The 16,072-nt window shown below is 70.4% G+C and carries 33 protein-coding genes; 30 read left to right on the top strand and 3 right to left on the bottom strand.

Annotated features, from left to right (window positions below):
• The 13 genes from ssb to ABZ862_RS06575 all read left to right on the top strand — a co-directional run bounded on the left by ssb (position 1) and on the right by ABZ862_RS06575 (position 6,958).
• Positions 1-507 (top strand): single-stranded DNA-binding protein, encoded by a 507-nt coding sequence (gene ssb, locus ABZ862_RS06635; protein WP_360953355.1) that lies wholly within the window; start codon positions 1-3, stop codon positions 505-507.
• 9 nt (positions 508-516) lie between these two features.
• Positions 517-780, top strand: coding sequence for a hypothetical protein (locus ABZ862_RS06630; RefSeq protein ID WP_360953352.1), 264 nt, complete (start codon positions 517-519; stop codon positions 778-780).
• Complete coding sequence (locus tag ABZ862_RS06625) at positions 780-956, top strand: hypothetical protein (protein WP_360953349.1); 177 nt, start codon at positions 780-782, stop codon at positions 954-956. The genes ABZ862_RS06630 and ABZ862_RS06625 overlap by 1 nt, the downstream gene beginning before the upstream one ends.
• A gap of 60 nt (positions 957-1,016) precedes the next feature.
• Positions 1,017-1,772: a hypothetical protein gene (locus ABZ862_RS06620; RefSeq protein WP_360953346.1), complete on the top strand. Its 756-nt coding sequence runs from the start codon at positions 1,017-1,019 to the stop codon at positions 1,770-1,772.
• A complete protein-coding gene (locus ABZ862_RS06615) occupies positions 1,765-2,139 on the top strand; it encodes a hypothetical protein (protein ID WP_360953344.1) in 375 nt (124 codons plus the stop codon). The genes ABZ862_RS06620 and ABZ862_RS06615 overlap by 8 nt, the downstream gene beginning before the upstream one ends.
• Positions 2,140-2,219: 80 nt before the next feature.
• Positions 2,220-3,215 carry a hypothetical protein gene (locus ABZ862_RS06610; protein WP_360953341.1) on the top strand — a complete coding sequence of 332 codons (996 nt, stop codon included), beginning with the start codon at positions 2,220-2,222 and terminating at the stop codon, positions 3,213-3,215.
• Between the two features lie 891 nt (positions 3,216-4,106).
• On the top strand, positions 4,107-4,526 hold the full coding sequence (locus tag ABZ862_RS06605; RefSeq protein ID WP_360953338.1) for a hypothetical protein: 420 nt from the start codon (positions 4,107-4,109) through the stop codon (positions 4,524-4,526).
• Positions 4,523-4,831, top strand: a complete 309-nt coding sequence (locus tag ABZ862_RS06600) for a hypothetical protein (protein WP_360953335.1) — start codon at positions 4,523-4,525, stop codon at positions 4,829-4,831. Before ABZ862_RS06605 ends, ABZ862_RS06600 begins: the two co-directional genes overlap by 4 nt.
• 2 nt (positions 4,832-4,833) lie before the next feature.
• A complete protein-coding gene (locus ABZ862_RS06595) occupies positions 4,834-5,088 on the top strand; it encodes a hypothetical protein (protein ID WP_360953333.1) in 255 nt (84 codons plus the stop codon).
• A 2-nt stretch (positions 5,089-5,090) separates the two neighbouring features.
• Positions 5,091-5,312 (top strand): hypothetical protein, encoded by a 222-nt coding sequence (locus ABZ862_RS06590; RefSeq protein WP_360953330.1) that lies wholly within the window; start codon positions 5,091-5,093, stop codon positions 5,310-5,312.
• Between the two features lie 4 nt (positions 5,313-5,316).
• Positions 5,317-5,667 (top strand): hypothetical protein, encoded by a 351-nt coding sequence (locus ABZ862_RS06585; protein WP_360953327.1) that lies wholly within the window; start codon positions 5,317-5,319, stop codon positions 5,665-5,667.
• A gap of 93 nt (positions 5,668-5,760) precedes the next feature.
• A complete protein-coding gene (locus ABZ862_RS06580; RefSeq protein WP_360953324.1) occupies positions 5,761-6,456 on the top strand; it encodes a hypothetical protein in 696 nt (231 codons plus the stop codon).
• 79 nt (positions 6,457-6,535) lie between these two features.
• On the top strand, positions 6,536-6,958 hold the full coding sequence (locus tag ABZ862_RS06575) for a hypothetical protein (protein WP_360953321.1): 423 nt from the start codon (positions 6,536-6,538) through the stop codon (positions 6,956-6,958).
• A 185-nt stretch (positions 6,959-7,143) separates the two neighbouring features.
• Here ABZ862_RS06575 and ABZ862_RS06570 read toward each other — a convergent pair whose 3' ends face one another.
• Positions 7,144-7,272, bottom strand: a complete 129-nt coding sequence (locus ABZ862_RS06570; RefSeq protein ID WP_360954476.1) for a helix-turn-helix domain-containing protein — start codon at positions 7,270-7,272, stop codon at positions 7,144-7,146.
• 3 nt (positions 7,273-7,275) lie between these two features.
• Here ABZ862_RS06570 and ABZ862_RS06565 point away from each other — a divergent pair, with 3 nt between their 5' ends.
• The 5 genes from ABZ862_RS06565 (at position 7,276) to ABZ862_RS06545 (ending at position 9,599) form a co-directional block, all read left to right on the top strand.
• Complete coding sequence (locus ABZ862_RS06565; protein WP_360954562.1) at positions 7,276-7,485, top strand: hypothetical protein; 210 nt, start codon at positions 7,276-7,278, stop codon at positions 7,483-7,485.
• 268 nt (positions 7,486-7,753) lie between these two features.
• Positions 7,754-7,906, top strand: coding sequence for a hypothetical protein (locus tag ABZ862_RS06560; RefSeq protein WP_360953318.1), 153 nt, complete (start codon positions 7,754-7,756; stop codon positions 7,904-7,906).
• The gene (locus ABZ862_RS06555; protein ID WP_360953315.1) at positions 7,903-8,139 is read left to right on the top strand and encodes a hypothetical protein; all 237 of its coding nucleotides are present in this window, start codon (positions 7,903-7,905) and stop codon (positions 8,137-8,139) included. The genes ABZ862_RS06560 and ABZ862_RS06555 overlap by 4 nt, the downstream gene beginning before the upstream one ends.
• Positions 8,136-8,291, top strand: a complete 156-nt coding sequence (locus tag ABZ862_RS06550) for a hypothetical protein (RefSeq protein WP_360953312.1) — start codon at positions 8,136-8,138, stop codon at positions 8,289-8,291. Before ABZ862_RS06555 ends, ABZ862_RS06550 begins: the two co-directional genes overlap by 4 nt.
• A 342-nt stretch (positions 8,292-8,633) precedes the next feature.
• Positions 8,634-9,599: a DUF2637 domain-containing protein gene (locus ABZ862_RS06545; RefSeq protein ID WP_360953309.1), complete on the top strand. Its 966-nt coding sequence runs from the start codon at positions 8,634-8,636 to the stop codon at positions 9,597-9,599.
• Here the strand turns inward: ABZ862_RS06545 and ABZ862_RS06540 are convergent.
• Positions 9,596-9,748, bottom strand: a complete 153-nt coding sequence (locus tag ABZ862_RS06540) for a hypothetical protein (protein ID WP_360953306.1) — start codon at positions 9,746-9,748, stop codon at positions 9,596-9,598. The two genes, ABZ862_RS06545 and ABZ862_RS06540, sit on opposite strands and share 4 nt — an antisense overlap.
• 189 nt (positions 9,749-9,937) lie before the next feature.
• Between ABZ862_RS06540 and ABZ862_RS06535 the strand changes: the two genes are divergently transcribed.
• The 10 genes from ABZ862_RS06535 to ABZ862_RS06490 all read left to right on the top strand — a co-directional run bounded on the left by ABZ862_RS06535 (position 9,938) and on the right by ABZ862_RS06490 (position 14,128).
• Positions 9,938-10,321, top strand: a complete 384-nt coding sequence (locus ABZ862_RS06535; RefSeq protein WP_360953303.1) for a hypothetical protein — start codon at positions 9,938-9,940, stop codon at positions 10,319-10,321.
• A complete protein-coding gene (locus ABZ862_RS06530) occupies positions 10,318-10,830 on the top strand; it encodes a hypothetical protein (RefSeq protein ID WP_360953300.1) in 513 nt (170 codons plus the stop codon). The genes ABZ862_RS06535 and ABZ862_RS06530 overlap by 4 nt, the downstream gene beginning before the upstream one ends.
• A complete protein-coding gene (locus ABZ862_RS06525) occupies positions 10,827-11,441 on the top strand; it encodes a hypothetical protein (RefSeq protein ID WP_360953297.1) in 615 nt (204 codons plus the stop codon). Before ABZ862_RS06530 ends, ABZ862_RS06525 begins: the two co-directional genes overlap by 4 nt.
• 78 nt (positions 11,442-11,519) lie before the next feature.
• On the top strand, positions 11,520-11,690 hold the full coding sequence (locus ABZ862_RS06520) for a hypothetical protein (RefSeq protein ID WP_360953294.1): 171 nt from the start codon (positions 11,520-11,522) through the stop codon (positions 11,688-11,690).
• 86 nt (positions 11,691-11,776) lie between these two features.
• Positions 11,777-11,938, top strand: coding sequence for a hypothetical protein (locus tag ABZ862_RS06515; protein ID WP_360953291.1), 162 nt, complete (start codon positions 11,777-11,779; stop codon positions 11,936-11,938).
• A gap of 133 nt (positions 11,939-12,071) precedes the next feature.
• The gene (locus ABZ862_RS06510; protein WP_360953288.1) at positions 12,072-12,626 is read left to right on the top strand and encodes a hypothetical protein; all 555 of its coding nucleotides are present in this window, start codon (positions 12,072-12,074) and stop codon (positions 12,624-12,626) included.
• A gap of 99 nt (positions 12,627-12,725) precedes the next feature.
• On the top strand, positions 12,726-12,905 hold the full coding sequence (locus tag ABZ862_RS06505) for a hypothetical protein (RefSeq protein ID WP_360953285.1): 180 nt from the start codon (positions 12,726-12,728) through the stop codon (positions 12,903-12,905).
• 84 nt (positions 12,906-12,989) lie between these two features.
• Positions 12,990-13,367, top strand: a complete 378-nt coding sequence (locus tag ABZ862_RS06500; protein WP_360953282.1) for a DUF6221 family protein — start codon at positions 12,990-12,992, stop codon at positions 13,365-13,367.
• Positions 13,368-13,518: 151 nt separating this feature from the next.
• On the top strand, positions 13,519-13,794 hold the full coding sequence (locus tag ABZ862_RS06495; RefSeq protein WP_360953279.1) for a hypothetical protein: 276 nt from the start codon (positions 13,519-13,521) through the stop codon (positions 13,792-13,794).
• Positions 13,795-13,834: 40 nt separating this feature from the next.
• Positions 13,835-14,128 carry a hypothetical protein gene (locus tag ABZ862_RS06490; RefSeq protein WP_360953276.1) on the top strand — a complete coding sequence of 98 codons (294 nt, stop codon included), beginning with the start codon at positions 13,835-13,837 and terminating at the stop codon, positions 14,126-14,128.
• A gap of 47 nt (positions 14,129-14,175) precedes the next feature.
• Here ABZ862_RS06490 and ABZ862_RS06485 read toward each other — a convergent pair whose 3' ends face one another.
• Positions 14,176-14,733: a hypothetical protein gene (locus ABZ862_RS06485; RefSeq protein WP_360953273.1), complete on the bottom strand. Its 558-nt coding sequence runs from the start codon at positions 14,731-14,733 to the stop codon at positions 14,176-14,178.
• 264 nt (positions 14,734-14,997) lie between these two features.
• Here ABZ862_RS06485 and ABZ862_RS06480 point away from each other — a divergent pair, with 264 nt between their 5' ends.
• Together ABZ862_RS06480 and ABZ862_RS06475 are read left to right on the top strand one after the other, a co-directional pair.
• On the top strand, positions 14,998-15,411 hold the full coding sequence (locus tag ABZ862_RS06480; RefSeq protein ID WP_360953270.1) for a hypothetical protein: 414 nt from the start codon (positions 14,998-15,000) through the stop codon (positions 15,409-15,411).
• A gap of 182 nt (positions 15,412-15,593) precedes the next feature.
• A complete protein-coding gene (locus tag ABZ862_RS06475) occupies positions 15,594-16,070 on the top strand; it encodes a helix-turn-helix domain-containing protein (RefSeq protein WP_360953267.1) in 477 nt (158 codons plus the stop codon).
• The last annotated feature ends 2 nt before the right edge of the window (positions 16,071-16,072 follow it).

The raw sequence follows: 16,072 nt of genomic DNA, 5'->3' as shown, positions 1-16,072 counted from the left end.
ATGTCCCTGCCCACCCTCACCGGCGTCGGCCGACTCACCGGCGACCCCGAACTCCGCTTCACCCAGGCCGGAAAGGCCGTCACCTCCATCCCGCTCGCCTTCAACTCCCGCCGGCTCAACCCGCAGACCCAGCAGTGGGAGGACGGCGACACCTTCTTCATCCGCGGCACCGCCTGGGAGCGCCTCGCCGAGAACGCCACCGAAACCCTGTCCAAGGGCCTGGAGGTGATCGTCACCGGCGAACTCCGCACCGAGCGCTGGGAGAAGGACGGCCAGAAGCACGAGCGGCCCGCCCTCCTCATCCGCTCCATCGCCCCGAACCTCGCGTACGCCGTCGCCACCGTGTCCAAGGACGCCGTCGGCCAGCAGGGCCAGAACGGACAGCGCACCACCACCCAGCGGCCCCAGAACCAGGGCCAGGGCCAGCACCGCCAGGGCCCGCCGCCCGCCGACGACCCCTGGGCCGTCGACCAGGCCAACGGCTACAGCACCGAACCCCCCTTCTAGGAAGCCCAGATGCGAACCACCGCACTCCTCGGCGCCGGCATCCTCACCGCGGCGCTCCTGACCGGCTGCAACACCGGCCCCGCCTGCGCCAGCACGATGCTGCCCGCGCCCACGGCCCAGGCCGCGCCCCTCGCGCCGGACAAGCCGCGCCCGCCCCGGACCAGCCTCACCAAGCCGAAGACCCGGTCCGCGGCGAAGAGCAGGACCAAGCCCAAGCCCCGGACGAAAGCCGGGCACACCCACCACCACGACGACCACGACTGCGACGACTGATGGCCGCCCTCCTGCGACTCCCCGGCGGGCCCGACGACGCCGGAGCACTCGTCGAAGCGCTCCTCACCGCGGCCGACACCCGGGAGACCGCGGCACCGGCCCTCGCAGCCCGATGGCGTCAACTGGCCAACGACATCGGCGACGCACTCGACCAACTCCCCACACCGAGAAACTGACCACAGCGGACAGGGCCCCCACGCAGGGACCCGCCCCGGCCACCACACCGGAGCATGTCCATGACCAGCAAGACCCCCAGCAGGAACCAGGAACCGGAACCGGTTCGCCGCCGGTTCGCGCGCCTGTTCCGCCGCCGCCCGACGCACACCGAGATCGCCCTGAAGGCCGACCTGGCCGGTGGCCTCGTCGCCGGGCTCCGCCAGGCCCAGACCCTCGCCGCCGCCCGAGCCGAAGCCGCTCGATGGAAGCGGCACGCGGACGACTTCGCCCGCGAGGCCGAGGACCGTGAGAAGGAGCGGGACGGCGCGTACCGCGAGCGGGCGCAACTCCTCGCCTGGCTCACCGCGCTCCACCCCGCGACCAGCGTCATCACCGCCTCCCCGGACGTCGACGAGGACGGCTGGCAGCTCCTGTACCTCGTGGCCGGCGGCTGGCAGATGTCCTGGCACATCCACCCCCGCGACGCGGACCTCTTCCGGCACGTCACCGTCGTCGACGTCACGGACCCGCAAGCCCAGTGGGACGGGCACGGCACCGTGCAGAAGTACGAGCGGATCAGGAACCACGTCCGGCTCCTGGTGCTCGACGAGCCCCGCGGTGACGAGGCGGTGACGGGCGTCAGTGACGACCTGACGGCCACCGTGCGCGGCCTCAAGGCGGACTGCGCGGGCTTCCGGGGCCTGGTCCTGCACGAGGTGTGGGAGGCGCTGCGCGACGCCGAGAACGGCCCGCTGACCGACGGCATGACCGTCGTCAACCGGCTGATGGAGCGGGCGCAGCACAGCGCGGACGAGCAGGAGCAGCGCAGTGCCTGACCCGACCGCGCCCCGGCCGCGCTGGAAGTCCCGGCTCCGCTGGGACAGCAAGGACCAGGTCGTCCACGAGGGCCGGACCTACCAGCTGGAGACGCACAGCTACCGGCTCGGGAACGGCCAGTGGTCCGGCACGAACGACCACCACGTCTACAAGGTCACCGGCGCCGGCGCGTCCGGTCAGCCGTTGTACGGGCCGCTCGGCGAAGGCCGCCGGCGCGCGGTCCGGCTCGCCGAGCTTCGGATCCTCGGCTGGACGCCCGCGCAGGCCATGGACCGCGAGCCCGAGACCGGCCGGGACCGGTGGCGTTCCCCGGACGGGCAGCTGCACGCGCTTGAGGACGTGCTGTCCGGCGCCGTCCCGCACTGACCCCGGACACACACCGGCCGCCCCTGAACGGACCAGGGGCGGCCCCGTCCGCCAGCCCACCACACCACCAGGAGCAGCACGTGAGACCCATCGCCTTCGTGGACTGCGAGACCACCCACCTCTCCGCCGAGATCGGCGAGGCCTGGGAAGTCGCCGTCATCCTCCGCGAACAGGACAGCGACCAGACCACCGACACCGAGTACGTCTGGGAGTTCTCCATCAACCCGGAGACCGTCGACCCCGAGGCCCTACGCATCGGTCGCTGGCACGACCGCCACCAGCTGCCCGCGCGCACCACTCAGGCCGCGTTCACCGGCTCCGTCCCGGCCGTCCTCATGCCCCGGGCCGACGCCGTGGCCGCCATCGTCAACGTCCTCCGTGGCGCCGTCCTCGTCGGCAGCAACCCCGGCTTCGACGACCGCTTCCTCCGCAAGCTCGTCGGCCCCGGCGGCGCCCAGTGGCACTACCGGCCGTACGACATCGTCCAACTCGCCGCAGCCAAGCTCGGAATCCGAGCGGCTGGTCCACTGCCCTGGCCCACGCACGCCATGTCCCGGGCCGTGGGCGTCGAGCCCCCGACCAAGGACACCGCGCACACCGCACTCGGTGACGCCCGCTGGGCCCGCGACGTCCACGACGCCGTGATGATGACGATCCGGGAGAAGTTCCCGCTGTCGTGGGAGGGCCGCGCCCAGCACGCCATCGGCCTCTACACCCGGACCGCCATCGAGCTGGAGGACGCACGCCGCGAACTCCGGACCGCCACGGCCTCCATCCAGCGGGCCCGGAAGCTCGCCACCCAGTGGGCCATCCTCCGCACCCACGGCGGCGCGGCGACCGAGCTACGCGAAGCCCTTGACGGCCCGTCACAGCCCATCAACGCAGGCCAGACGGGCACCGAGCCCTACCGCTTCACCGACGCCGAGGGCGACTACCTGCACATCGGCATCCCCATGGCCCCGGCCAACGGTGGCCCGGCCGTCAGCTTCAACACCGGCCTCGAGCCCGTGCACGTCCCGGTCGAGGAGATCGAGCGCCTGATCGCGGCCGTGCAGCGGCTGTCCACCTCCCAGTAGGCGCATCCGGCTGGCCGCGCCGCAACCGCGGGCGGCTCGCACCACGCGACTGCTATCAGGTGCCGGCCCAGAGCACGGCTCCACCTATTTTCAGCCAGCCGGGCCCCACTGCGAGAGAGTCGGATCCAAAAAACCTCTGGACAGCAACGATCTGAACTGCCGCCCTAGCACCTAGGGTTGGCCGAATCATTACCCGATCACCCCTGCGTATGCTCATTGCAGCGAATCTCCGCCGCTCCAAACGGAGAGCCCCGCTGCTGCACCAAAGCTTTGACGGGCGTGGTGCAACAGGGGGCTCACCTGTAGGCGTGGCGGTCTCGTGTCCTAGAGAGAACGAGGATTCATGGAGCATGAATGCCCACACCTGAGAACGAAGGTACCTCCTCGTCAAGTTTTACGTGTCACGCGGAGGACCAGCAGCAGCCGGGAGACGAGCCCGGCCCCCTCCTTACGGTGCACGCCGCCCTGGTGGTTGTCGCCGCTGCGTTGATTGCTGCCACGGTGGGAGGGTTGACGTACCTCAGCGCTGGCAACACGGCCGGGGCTGTGTTGGCCGGCCTGGTGGCAGGAGCGACCAGCACGCCCGTGCTTCACAAGATCATCGGTCGCTGACGCAGATCACGGAGGATAGATCCGACGAGGGCCCCGGCGCGCGCCGGGGCCCTCATGGCGTTCAGTCGCTAGGCAACCGCTGGACCAGGCGCCCAAAGGACATAGTGGCTCGCCCTGAGCGCCCGCCCGCCGTCCCACCGGACGGTGGTGGCCCCTCCTGGCGTCCTACTCCCATTTCTCTGGTGTGGCTGTTGCCTTCGGCTCAGCGCCGCCGCGTACTCGGCGAGCCCCCTGCTCCGTTGGATCCGTGCCACACCGTCACCGTCCACGGAGCAGCCGATGAGCCAGCCAGCCGCACCCGTCCCCGCCCGCGCCCGCGCGCACATCAAGGACCTGATCGAAGAGGCAAAGCACCAGGCCGAGACCGCACCCGAGCCCGCCCATATGTTCTTCTCCGGCATGCTCTCCGGGCTCGCGGCCTCCGTAGAGATCCTCGACGGCGGCACGGCCGAGAAGTCGCTGGAGTTGATGGCGCAGCGCCTGGCGGCCGCGATCGGGCAGGCGTACATCGACGGCAAGCTCCCGCCCCACCCGCCCGCAGGCCCGGCCGACGCGAAGGCGGCAGCCACCCCGCCCGTCGTGAAGGCTCCCGCGACCTGGCAGGCCGCGGACCACGTCGGCCACGGCGGCCCGTGCGAGGAACAGCCGGACGGCAGCTGCCCCGGGCCAGGCCGCAGCACGCCCACCGACCCGTCATGACGGGCGCCACCTGGCAGTTCGCGACGCTCGGTGATGACGGCGAGTGGCACGAGGTACCCGGCATCACCGAGGTCCGCTTCGACCAGGAGCAGCCGGATGACGACCCGCGAGACGTGGCGTACCGCCGGCACGACGCCTTCGACGCCATGGTCTACGCCCGCGACCTCGCTGGCGCCGTGCAAGCAGTCGCGCTCCATCTCGGCCGCCTCCGGAAGACGTGTGCTCGGGCCGAGGCATCCCTGCGGCCGCGCTGCGACCGGCCCGCCTGGCAATCCCCGTACGGACCAGCACGAAGGACGCACTGACCATGGCAGACCGCTCCGCAGTCGCCAGCCCGCGCCCCCTCCTGGTCGTCCTGGCCCTCAACTACGACGAGTTCCGCCGCTGGTGCCGCGAGAGCGGCCTCTCCACCGAGGACCGCGACGTCGTGTACACGAACGCCCCCGACCGACTGCACGGGATCTCCAACGCGAAGGTCATCCGCTGCCCTCGCTGGCACCAGCACCACCGCGCCGGGGACTTCGACCGGCAAGCCCGACGCATCGAGCAAAGGAGCCGCTGACCATGGGATTCGGCAGCGCAGGACTCACGTTCTTCGACCCCGTCGCCCGCGCCCTCATCGAGGCCGGCGCCTCGGACGAGGTGAAGGAGAAGACGCTCACCAAGCTGATCGCCGACCTCCAGGCGGAGGACTGGGACACCGAGCTCGACTCGCTCCAGTCGTTCCTCGACGACCCCGCGATCGTCAAGGCGTTCGCCAACAACGGCATCACCTGGGAGGACTGACCCCGTGACGATCGCAGTGGACTTCGACGGCGTGATCCACACCTACAGCCGCGGCTGGTGCGACGGCTCGATCTACGACCCGCCCATGCCCGGCGCCCTCGCCGGCCTCCGAGCCCTCATGGCCCAGGACTCCGTGTTCATTCACACCACCCGGGAGCCCGCCCAGGTCGCCCGTTGGATGAGCCTGCACGGCTTCATCTGCCGGACCGAGCACGACGGCCCATTCTGGAACCAGCGCGGCCAGCTGCTGGTCACAAACCGGAAGCTGGCCGCTACGGCGTACCTCGACGACCGAGCCGTGCGCTTCACCGACTGGAATCGGGCCCTCGCCAAGCTGCTACCGGACCGCGGCTGAACATGCGGAAGGGGCGCGCTCGCGACCTCCCCAGGCCAGCGCGCCCCCGGCAGCGATCACCGTACCGCCCACGCCCGACACAGGAGCAGCACCGTGACCACCGCCGACCACCTCCACACCGTCATCAACCACTGGCCCGACCTCCAGCAAGCCCTCGGCACCAGCCAGGCCGACACCTGGCCCCCCGTCATGGGCATCGCCCGCCTCGCCGAACACCTCGGCGCCGACGACGACCGCCAGGCCCTCCGCGCCCTCGAACGCTCCCCGGACCAGATCGGCACCACCGCCGCGCCCCTCCGCATCGCCGTCCTCGACGTCATGACGGCCGTCGACGGGCAGCTGGTCGACATCGCCGACCAGCTTGCCTCAGCGATCCAGCGCCCCCGCATGACCATGGAGGTCCGGTCGGCCGGCCCCGGTGACGACATCAGCCTCCAGCTGAAGACGCTGATCCTGAAGGACCAGGTCGACGCGCGCCGCTGGTCGTGGACGGATCCCCGGCTGCGTACGGCGCCGTACGCCGCGGCTTGGCTCCTCGCCCGTCATGACGGGGCACCCGGGCCGTTCCGGAAGCTGACCGGCATGCAGCACGACCAGATCGCCGGCGCCGCCCGGCACGCGGCCGCGCAGGTGGAGCAGGCGTTGGAGATGGCGCGCCGGACGCAGGTCCTGGACCGGCCGTGCCCACACTGCCGCGGCGTGCTGCACATCGAGGGCGGCGACGGCCAGGTCCCCGCCGTCCGCTGCTGCGGCTGCGGACGGAAGTGGACCGGTGCTGTGCCGCTTTGATGACCTCGGACTGTCAGTACCCGCCGATACGCTCACAGACTGGAGTAGACCCAAACATCCGAGTCGCGATGGAGGAACGATGGCCCAACCCCAGACAGACGAAGTCGAGCCGGTCCGCGAACCAGTGCTCGTTGAGCCGATCTACGACTTCTACCTCTTGGTCCTGGCCAAGATGCTGGAAAAGGTGGATGACACCAGCAGCGTCGGAATCAGCTTCAACGTGAGTGGTGGCCTGGTCTACGGCCAACTGATCACCCGAGAGGTGTGGGAAAAGCTCTGGGTCAGCCAGGTCAGCGCGGCCAGCGACTTCGCCGGGGAAGTGCTTTCCGGGGTCGTGCAGGCCCGTGACGAGGACATCGACAATGACGAAAGCGTTCCCATCCGATTCGTCCACCTGAAGGACGCGACGTACGTGAGCGGTAGTACCCGTTACCGGCTGGGTCTCTGGAGGGCACCACTGGCCCAGATCTCGGGTTGGTCGAACGGTACGCCGAACGACTGAAGCTATAGCTCGCCGTAGGTTTGCGTGCCGACAGTAGCCGCCCGTCGAGAGAACTCGCGGGCGGCTTCGTCATACTGGCGCGCTCCCTGGCATCGAGCTCGGCGTCGACGTGGCGTGAGCCCGCCGTCGGGCACGCCACGATGCCCGGATCGGCCAAGACGGCCCACTTTTGATACGCGCAGCCGCTATGCCCCTTCCGCCCGCGGCCTGTTCTGACCTGACCCCTTGTAGCCGCGCAACAGGTCTTGCACCGTGCTGGGCGTCACCCCCAGGCGCCTCGCGATCCCGCGAACCGACTCGCCATCAGCCTTCATCTGATGAGCCAAGTCGGCGCGCTCCGCAGCCCACCGGGCTGCTCGTTCTTTTGTCGCCGCCGTGACCTGGGCCTGCGCACGCGATCGCGCCTCCGGGTCGGCGATGCGTTCAACGGCGTCGAGAGCGTCGAACACTCGCTGTACCTCCTGGTCGTCTGCCACGCCCGCGCCTTCCTGAATACGGCGGGCCTTTCCCCAGAGGCTGTATGGTGACCACACATCTGGTGTATGGTCACCATACAGGCCCGAGCGAGAGCCCGCGCCACTACGCACAAAGGCCCCCGTCCCGCTGAGTTGGCGCTCCGGGTCGGGGGCTGGACCCACCCACAACCTTCACGAAGGAGCAGGTCCGAATGCAGGTTACCGACCAGCCCCGCCAGACGCACGAGCCGCGTGCGTGGAGCGACGACGACAACAAGCCCGTCATCCCGCGGTTCCCCCTCCCGCGCAAGCCCCAGGCCAGCATCTGATGGCCCGCCGCATGGCCGTCATCGGCATCACCCGCCACACCCCGGGCCGTACGACGACGCTGACCGTCACCGCGGCCGGCGTCACCGGCCGCATCACCCCCACCGCCTCCAACCCGCCGGTGCGCCACGACCGCACCAGCGACACCTCCGGCGGTGCCCGATGAACGAGCAGCCCACCAGGGCCCTGCCGCCCGTCTCCGCGATCTTCCATGCCCTGGCCGACTACCTCGACCTCCAGCCCAGCCGCCCCGCCGACATCAGCCGGATCCGTGTCCGGGCCCGCATGTTCGGCCTCACCACCGACTGGATCAGCCTCCTGCCCACCCCGGGCGACACCCACCAGTCCGCGTACGCCCACCGGCTCCGTGCCATCGCCAGCCCGGAGGTCAGCCGATGAGCGAGCCGACCCCCGTCACCGAGGACGCGAACGTCACCGCCGCGCAGCTCCAGCAGCGCGCCACTGACGACTACGCCGCCGCACAGGCCCGCCGCGAACAGCTCTCCCACGAGGACCGCATCCACGGCCAGCAGATCGGCGGTCGCCGGTGAGCTTCCTCGACCGTCTCCTCGGCGACGACCACAAGCGCGCCGCCCGGTACGAGGGCCGCGAGTCCGCCAGCGACGAGGCTGCGCGCCTACGTCGTGAGCGTCACCGCGCCCGCGTCCTCCGCGACGGCGACGCCGCTGGCCGCAGCTTCCCCCGCCGCCACTTCCCCCGTGACGGGAGGAGCTGATGGAACGGCTGCTCTACGGCCTCAGCGTCATCGCAGGATTCGCCGCCCTCGCGTTCGCCATCTACCGCGGTACTGCCTGACCTGCCACCCACCGGCCGACCCCCGCGATATCCCCCAGCGGGGGTCGGCCTCCCCATTTGCCTCACCAGGAGCACCTGTGGAAACCCCGTCCACCAGCCCCCGCCGCGGCCTCGGCGGCCCCGTCCGCGGCGCCTGGGCCATCGTCCTCGTGATGATGCTCGCCGCCGCCGCATGGTCCATCAGCGCCAAGCTCACCGCCTGGGGCATGGACTCCGACCTCGCCCTCGGCCTGTCCCTGATGTTCGACCTCGCTGGCCTCCTCTGCGCCACGTACGCCCGCCGCGCCATCGAGCGCGGCACCCCGGCCGGCCTCGCCCGGGCCGCCGTCCTCGCCTTCGTCGCCGTGTCCGGACTGCTGAACTGGTCGCACGGCCGGGAAGTCGGCGGGACCGTCGGCGGCATCGGCCTCGCCAGCATCAGCCTTGCCGTCGAGCTGCTCTTTGAACTGCACCGCCGCGACGTCCGCGACGAACAGCGCGTCGCCCGCGGCCTGGTCGCCGAGCGAATGCCGTACATCCCCGTCCTCGCCTGGGTCATGTTCCCGGGCCAGGCTTGGAAGACCCTGCGGAACGCCGTCCGTACCCGCCTGGACGGCCTGGACTCCACGGCGCCCGTCATGACGGCCGTGACCAGCGTCGACAGGGTGACCGAGCCGCCCGTGACGCCCCCCGTCACGCCGCCCACCCCGCCGAAGATGCCCGTACCCGCGGCCCCGCCCGCGCCCGCGCTGCCCGCTGCTCGCGCACCGCAGCCGGTCGTTCCGGCGGGGGCCCATGTCCTCCCGATCGTCCAGGCCCCGGCCGCCCCGCAGGCACCCGCGCCGATCCAGTACAGCGACCCCCGCTGCGCCGTGATCCGCGCGCTGTACGACACCGTCCCGCCGTCCCGCCCGGGCACCGCGGCCATGCGCCGCGCCCTGGTCGCCGCTGGCTACGAGGCTCCATCCGACGGCGCGATCCGCGGCACCCTCCGCACCGAGGTCGAGGCCCGCGAGCCGCACCTCGCGCAGCTGCCGCCCGCGCCCTTCGCCATCGGCGCCTAGGCCGCACCCGTGACCGGCCTGCTCTGCACGACCCGCGCCCTGAGCGCCGCCTCCCGGACCGCCTGATGGGTGCGCAGCCGCCGCCCGGCGGTGACGAGCTGCGTACTCGCCACTACCTCCGCCGCCACGGGGTGCGCCCCGTCGGCCACCAGGAGACCTCAATGCCCAGCCAGCCGTCGAAGAAGCCGATCCTCCCAACTCGCATCATTCCCGCGGGTGCGCCGCTCCCGCCCGGCACTCCGGCGCCGGGTGCGGTCCCGCCCTGGCGGACACCGCCGCCGCCTCCGGCCCCGCCGGCCAGCCCTCCCGCACCCCTACCCCCGCCGCCCCCGGCCGTTGTGGTCGTCCGCCACACCCACGAGGTCCTGGTCATCACCCCGGACCCCGAGCCGGAGCCCCGCCCGCCTCTCTGGGCGCGGCTGTGGGACGCGCTGGTCACCTGGCGGAACCTCGTCGCGATTCTCCTCGCCCTGCTGCCCTGGGCGGGCGGGCGCAGCCCCGTCGGAGTCTGGGCCCACACCCTCCACCAGGCACGTACGGAGGCCGGCATCCCCGCCGCCTACGTCATCGCCGCCGTGGCCCTGACCGCAGCCTGGGCGCTCGACAAGCGGACCGGGCGCGCCGTACCGCGGTTCCTCCTCGTCACCGCCGCGCTGGGCTCCGTCGGTGCCCTCGGCTGGCTCGACGCGATCACCCTCATGACCGGAGTCCACCACCCGTGAACGGCACCACCACCCTCACCCTCGGCGGCCTCCTCGCCGCCCTCCTCGTCCTCGTCGCAAACCTCCGCCCCTGGTGGACCGGCGGCAGGGAGATGAACAAACTCGCCGCGTTCGGGAAAGGCTTCGGCGCCGCAGCCTGCGCCGCAGCCTGCCCCGGCGGCCTCCTCGGCTGGGCCCACACCCACACCGGCGGCCTCGCCAACGGAGTCGGAGAACGAGGCGGGTCCGCCGCAACCGGCACCCAGCCGACCAGCAGCCTGACCAGCGGGCAGCTCACCGGGCTGTCCATGACGGGCGCCGTCGTGGTCGTCGTCGCCGTCTACCTCGTCGTCCTCGCCTACAAAGCCGCCAGTAAGCCCGACAAGCGGCGCATCGCCGGAGGGTTCTTCGTCGGCGGCACCTTCCTCCTCACCGCTGGTGTCGCCGGAGCCCTCGCCTGGCTGCCCGGCGCCCTCAACGCCGCTGGTGACGGGGTCGTCGCTGCCGTGCAGGGATCGGGGCTGCTGTGAACCGCCTCGCCCGCATCGCCGGGCGTCTCGCCGACGGCAGCGCCGTGACCGCCCGCCGTCTCGGGGCGCGCCTGACCGCCTGGGTCGCGCGAGGCCGACGCGACGACCTCACCGGCTGGCGCGCCGCCCTCGGCTGCTGGGCCCGCCTCATCGCCCTCATCCTCGGCCTGTACCTGCTGTGGCGCCTCGTCCGAGCCGTCCCCGCCCTCATGTGGCCGATCACCGGCGCCTGGACCATCGCCGCCTGGCGCGCCGGGAAACCCACCCCCGAGGCCGAGAGACAGCCCGCCGAAGAGACCCCCGTGGAACCGACCGAAACGGTCCCCGGAGAGGCCATGCGGGCCCTCCTCCTCGACCTCATGGGGACCGGCTCCGCCGTGCACCTCTCCACCGTCCTGGACCACCTCCAGCAGCAGCCCGACACCGCGGCCCTCACCGCGTCCTGGGAGATCTCAGATCTGCGCTCCCAGCTGGGGGCCCTGAGCATCCCCGTCCACCCCAAGGTGAAGGCCGCCGGGCGGGGTCCGACGAGGGGCGTCCGACGGGAAGACCTGGCCCCTTCCCCGGCTGTCGCCGAGGAGACGTCTACCGCCCCGTCTACCGCCGTCTGACCTGCACGTCTACCGCTCCATCTGCCGCCATCTACCACCTGATCTACCCGCCATCTACCGCACGGAGGAGCACCCGGCATGGACAAGAAGCAGGCCGTCAAAGAGGCCGCCCGCGAACTCCTGGCACACGGTGGGCCGGCCTGCCGGACCGACCCGCACACCGCGCTCGACGCGATGCGCACGGCCCTGGCCGCCGGGGCCACGCAGGACGACATCGCCGCCGAGATGCGCCGCCAGCGCAGCGCCTGACCCACCCCAGCCCCGGGGCGGCCAGCAGCCGCCAAGCATCCCGACCGCCCCGGTCCCATCCCACCGAGGAGACAGGAACAGACAGCATGGCACCCAACACCAATGGCCCCGAGACCCGAGCGCTGCGCTCGCTCGTCAGTGAGCTGCCCGACCGCGTGGAGACGTGGACCTCGGAGCAGCGCCAGCAGTTCGCCGCCCAATCGGACCGGTCGATGCACGAGCAAGCCGGCACCTCCCAGCCGGACTAACCGACCTGTCCCAGCCACACGCCAACCGGCGGGACGCAACACGATCGAGTGAATCCCGCCGATTGGCAGCAACCGCACGCCGTCTCTGCAAGTCACACGTCTCGCATTCAACGAAGAGCGCTCCGGGGAGACCATGACCGATCACACGCCACCGCCCATGCCCGACTCCCCGCCGTCGCCTGCGGCCGCGTCGAAGAAGCCGCGCACCAACCTCGTCATCATCGGCTCGGCAGTCGCCGTCATCGCCGCAATCATCGGCACGGGTGTGGTGGTCGTGCAGTCCAACGGCGACGACAGCAAGCCGGCCGCGGCCGCCAGGTCGAGCGCCCCGGACAAGGACGTCGTAACCGCCACCACAGCAGACCCCACGCCGACATACGACGAGGTCACCGCCAACAGCTTCACGATCAAGCTACGCACCACCAAGCGGCAGTGCTTCGGTTCAGCGGGCTGCAACATGACGGTCGAACCGGATCTGACCTACCTCGGCGACAGCGAGGGCATCGATCCGGACGCCGTGTACGAGATCACTTACGAGATCCACGGCGATGAGTCCGGCCCGGTCATCGAGACGGGCGAGCTGACGAACAAGACGAGCCTGAACTACACGCCGTCTCTGATCAGCACCACCTCGGCGAGCACGAAGGTGTCCGTGGAGATCACTGACGTCACTCCCCAGGGGCAATAAGGCCGTATGACGGCAGTCTCAAGGACAGTTGAGCAGGCAATACCGGGCCCCGCAGCGAACGTCTCTCGCTGCGCGGCTTTCCTGCGCCATCCTGTCCCCATGCCGACCGTCATCCGGGCCACCGGGGAAGCCAAGGACATGACCCTCGACGAGCTTGCCCAGTTCGTCGAGGACGCGCGCAAGGCCGGCGTCCCCGGCGACCGCAACGTCCGCGCCGAGGTGTCGTACAGCGGGAAGATCAAGGAAGTTGAGATCGCCCTCAGCGAGGACGACGAGTGACCGCCCGGGTCCTCCACATACCGCTCGGCGGACCTGCCTCGTTGTACCGGCAGCGAGCCAACTTGAACTGATCTTGGAGCGAGCTTGAGCACGGAACTGGTCAAGTGGATCAGAGAACAGCTCGACGAGGACGAGCGGATCGCACGCGGTTGCAGCGGTACGGACTGGTGGGAGCACCCGAAGAACTGGGTGAGCGCTCCGCAGCTGAACCGCGTCGCCCTGGCGGTGCATGACGGCGATCGTGCTCACATCCTCCGTCATGATCCGGCGCGGGTCCTGCGCGACATCGACGCCGACCGTGCTCTGATCGCCGAGTACCTCGCCGCGCAGGAAACCGTAGACGCGACCGCACACCCCGACATGTACGACGTTGGCCGCGCCCAAGGGTTGGAGGAAGCCGTCCGGTACCGGGCCCTGCGCTTCGACGCGCGCACCGGGTACCGCGAGGAGTGGCGGCCGTGACTCCTTCCATGGACGACCTTCGTGTGGCTGGCGTCGAGGCCCACGTTCGGCGCTTGGTCGCCGATTTCGAAGAGCAGGTGTGCCGCACGTGGCACGGCCGTCTCGCCTGGCGTTTGGCGCGCTGGTACGCGCGGCGGCCACGGTGGCGATCGTGAGGTGGTGCGGCCGCGCATCCGGGCTCGCCCGCCCTCGCGCGAACCAGACCACGATCGGCGTCCTGGAGCACAACCTCCTCGGCATCCCGCCCGAGCCCGGCACCGCGGCCGCGCTCGTCGTCGCCTTCCGCAGGGCTGGAACCTGCCTCACCCATCGTCCGCTCGACGTCACCACAGCATCCGACGCCCAGCGCATCGCGAGGTGCGCCTCCTGTGGCAACCGGATGCACCTTGGCGACGCTGGGGAATGGGTCGTCACTGCCGCGTCATGACGGGGAACAGGCTGTTTGACACAGCCGGGATGATGGGACAATGAGCGACCGTTTCAAGTACCGCGGCCCGGCCGTTATCGACGGCGTGCAGTTCACCGTCGTCCTGCTCCAGGAGGACGACGGCCCTGGCGAGAGCCTCCGTTCCTGGAACGGTATGTCGTCCTTCCTCGCAGGCAGTGCACCCCAGGGTTTCACCGGGAACCTCGGTGGCAACGGTCCCGTGAAGGTCGAACTCCCCGAAGGACGGACCGGCCTAGTGCTCGTCACGGACGTCCAGTTCGACGGCCGGGCTTGGACGGTGCGTCTCGAAGGTACTGGGCCAGCCCCCGCCTGACGGCACCAGCCGCGCTCACTTACCCGTCGTGACGGCCCTGACGTCCGTCACCACGCGTCGTTGCCAGAGACCTCTTGCAGATCAGCCTTCGTGTCGAGGGACCACCGGAGACCGTTGACGTCCGTGAAGTGGAGGACTGGGCGGTTGTTGTGGACGGATGCGGGCGGCCACTGCTGAGACACGAACAGCAGCGCCCGTCCCGCGCCCAGGAGTGACAGAGGCGCCATCGTCCGCTCACCCGGCGAGCTCGTGAGATCGAGCCGATGGGCATTCCACTCATAGACCTCGGCCGCCAAGTACACAGTGTTGAAACGGACTTCAACCTGGTGAATGGGTGCATCACTCTCGTTGATGACAGCGACCCGCCAGTGATCATGCGGTGTCGTCTCGTCCTCGTCATCGGTGCTGCCGCCGGCCTTCACATGGTTCATCCGTACGCGCCGTGCCTGTGCCCACCGTCGATCCTCGGCAGCAGCATGCAGCTCGACCCGCTCCATCTCCAGGTTCTGACGCTGCTCGTCCATGAACCGTGTCTGCTCGGCGATGAACTCCTGCTGCTCACCGATCTGTTCGCGCTGGCTCCTGATCGTCTGGTACGCGAACACTGCGGCCGCACCTGCAAACACCGACGCCACCCAAGTCGGCACGTCCCCCCACTGCAACGGGCCCACGTCCCACCCCTAACTGACGATCTGTTATGCCCTGAAAAACGCTGGGCCAGCCCCCTTGGTTCCTCCCGCCCGCGCTCGTCATGACGGGGGTTGACGGGCGTCACGTTCGAACGCAGCGTCACAGCTCCGCGACAGCCCCACGACGGCCACACCTGGACCGCGACGATGCCACTCGACAACCGATCCCCCGGGGGAACCATGGGCATCCGCCACACCATCGCCGCCGTCACCATCGCGGCCGCCGCGCTCACCGCCTGCACCAGCACCACCGAGCACAGCACGACCACCTCAAAGTCGAAGGCCACCGCGAGCGATCTCACCCAGAAGCAGAAGGACGACGCCCTCGCGGCTGCCGGCATCCCGAAGGAACCGACCGGAGCCGACCGGCAGCAGCTCCTCGACGCCCTTGCCACGGCCGCCCCGGACGTCGTCCGGTACGAGGACAAGGCGATCGATGCCGCGCGGAATCAGTGCTCAGCGATCAACGGGGGTGGCAGCAGGCTGGACTACTTCGCTGCCCAGAGGTTCTCGTACAAGGACGTGACAACGTCGGAGGCACAGGGCGCGAAGATCAACGCCGCACTCAAGTCGTCCGGCTTCTGCAAGGTGTGATCGTTTCCGTCGACGCCCGCCTGTTCAGTGTGACCTAGTTGCTTTCCGTGTCGCCGTGATCCATCCTGGGCGCAAGTCCGGCGTGCCCGGACGACAACACTGACTCAGCATTCGCGCCCCGCGCGCACCACAGGAGGCCCGCCACCGCGCGGGCCTCCGCCATGTCCAGGGGGGTGACGCCCATGGGCGCCGCCCGCCCCGTCACCGACAAAGACCGCCGGCGCGTCCGTGAACTGCACGCCGCAGGCAAGGGCCGCAACGAGATCGCCACCGAGCTGGGAAGGTCTGGCCGGACGATCAGCGAGATCGCCAAGGGTCTCGGGCTGTCCTTCTCCCGAGCCGCCGAAGTCCGGCAGGCCACCGAGATCCGGCAGGCCGACCTCGCCGACCGCCGTGCCGCCCTCGCACAACGCCTCCAGGACGTCGCCGAGCGCGAGCTGGAGAAGGTCAACCAGCCACACCTGTACTGGGACTGGGGCGGCAAGGAACACGACTTCGACACCTACGAGGCGTCCGAACCCACCCCGGCCGACAAGCGCGCCCTCCTGGGCGTCGTCGCCACCGCCATCGACCGCTCCCTGAAACTGGCTCCGGCCGAGCAGGACACCGAGGGCCTGGCCGCCGTCGACGCCTGGCTGAAGGGGATGATGGGCGGCTGAGG

Origin of the sequence: Streptomyces sp. NPDC047000, from assembly GCF_040644295.1 — a bacterium.
Taxonomy (GTDB): domain Bacteria; phylum Actinomycetota; class Actinomycetes; order Streptomycetales; family Streptomycetaceae; genus Streptomyces.
This window is presented reverse-complemented; position numbering and strand designations above follow the sequence as displayed.

Bases quoted from the DNA above. Each gene is read 5' to 3' on its own strand.
- ssb (WP_360953355.1), top strand. From the start codon at position 1: ATGTCCCTGCCCACCCTCACCGGCGTCGGCCGACTCACCGGCGACCCC.
- ABZ862_RS06630 (WP_360953352.1), top strand. From the start codon at position 517: ATGCGAACCACCGCACTCCTCGGCGCCGGCATCCTCACCGCGGCGCTC.
- ABZ862_RS06625 (WP_360953349.1), top strand. From the start codon at position 780: ATGGCCGCCCTCCTGCGACTCCCCGGCGGGCCCGACGACGCCGGAGCA.
- ABZ862_RS06620 (WP_360953346.1), top strand. From the start codon at position 1,017: ATGACCAGCAAGACCCCCAGCAGGAACCAGGAACCGGAACCGGTTCGC.
- ABZ862_RS06605 (WP_360953338.1), top strand. From the start codon at position 4,107: ATGAGCCAGCCAGCCGCACCCGTCCCCGCCCGCGCCCGCGCGCACATC.
- ABZ862_RS06600 (WP_360953335.1), top strand. From the start codon at position 4,523: ATGACGGGCGCCACCTGGCAGTTCGCGACGCTCGGTGATGACGGCGAG.
- ABZ862_RS06595 (WP_360953333.1), top strand. From the start codon at position 4,834: ATGGCAGACCGCTCCGCAGTCGCCAGCCCGCGCCCCCTCCTGGTCGTC.
- ABZ862_RS06590 (WP_360953330.1), top strand. From the start codon at position 5,091: ATGGGATTCGGCAGCGCAGGACTCACGTTCTTCGACCCCGTCGCCCGC.
- ABZ862_RS06575 (WP_360953321.1), top strand. From the start codon at position 6,536: ATGGCCCAACCCCAGACAGACGAAGTCGAGCCGGTCCGCGAACCAGTG.
- ABZ862_RS06570 (WP_360954476.1), bottom strand. From the start codon at position 7,272: ATGAAGGCTGATGGCGAGTCGGTTCGCGGGATCGCGAGGCGCCTGGGG.
- ABZ862_RS06565 (WP_360954562.1), top strand. From the start codon at position 7,276: ATGAGCCAAGTCGGCGCGCTCCGCAGCCCACCGGGCTGCTCGTTCTTT.
- ABZ862_RS06560 (WP_360953318.1), top strand. From the start codon at position 7,754: ATGGCCGTCATCGGCATCACCCGCCACACCCCGGGCCGTACGACGACG.
- ABZ862_RS06555 (WP_360953315.1), top strand. From the start codon at position 7,903: ATGAACGAGCAGCCCACCAGGGCCCTGCCGCCCGTCTCCGCGATCTTC.
- ABZ862_RS06550 (WP_360953312.1), top strand. From the start codon at position 8,136: ATGAGCGAGCCGACCCCCGTCACCGAGGACGCGAACGTCACCGCCGCG.
- ABZ862_RS06520 (WP_360953294.1), top strand. From the start codon at position 11,520: ATGGACAAGAAGCAGGCCGTCAAAGAGGCCGCCCGCGAACTCCTGGCA.
- ABZ862_RS06515 (WP_360953291.1), top strand. From the start codon at position 11,777: ATGGCACCCAACACCAATGGCCCCGAGACCCGAGCGCTGCGCTCGCTC.
- ABZ862_RS06510 (WP_360953288.1), top strand. From the start codon at position 12,072: ATGACCGATCACACGCCACCGCCCATGCCCGACTCCCCGCCGTCGCCT.
- ABZ862_RS06505 (WP_360953285.1), top strand. From the start codon at position 12,726: ATGCCGACCGTCATCCGGGCCACCGGGGAAGCCAAGGACATGACCCTC.
- ABZ862_RS06490 (WP_360953276.1), top strand. From the start codon at position 13,835: ATGAGCGACCGTTTCAAGTACCGCGGCCCGGCCGTTATCGACGGCGTG.
- ABZ862_RS06480 (WP_360953270.1), top strand. From the start codon at position 14,998: ATGGGCATCCGCCACACCATCGCCGCCGTCACCATCGCGGCCGCCGCG.
- ABZ862_RS06475 (WP_360953267.1), top strand. From the start codon at position 15,594: ATGGGCGCCGCCCGCCCCGTCACCGACAAAGACCGCCGGCGCGTCCGT.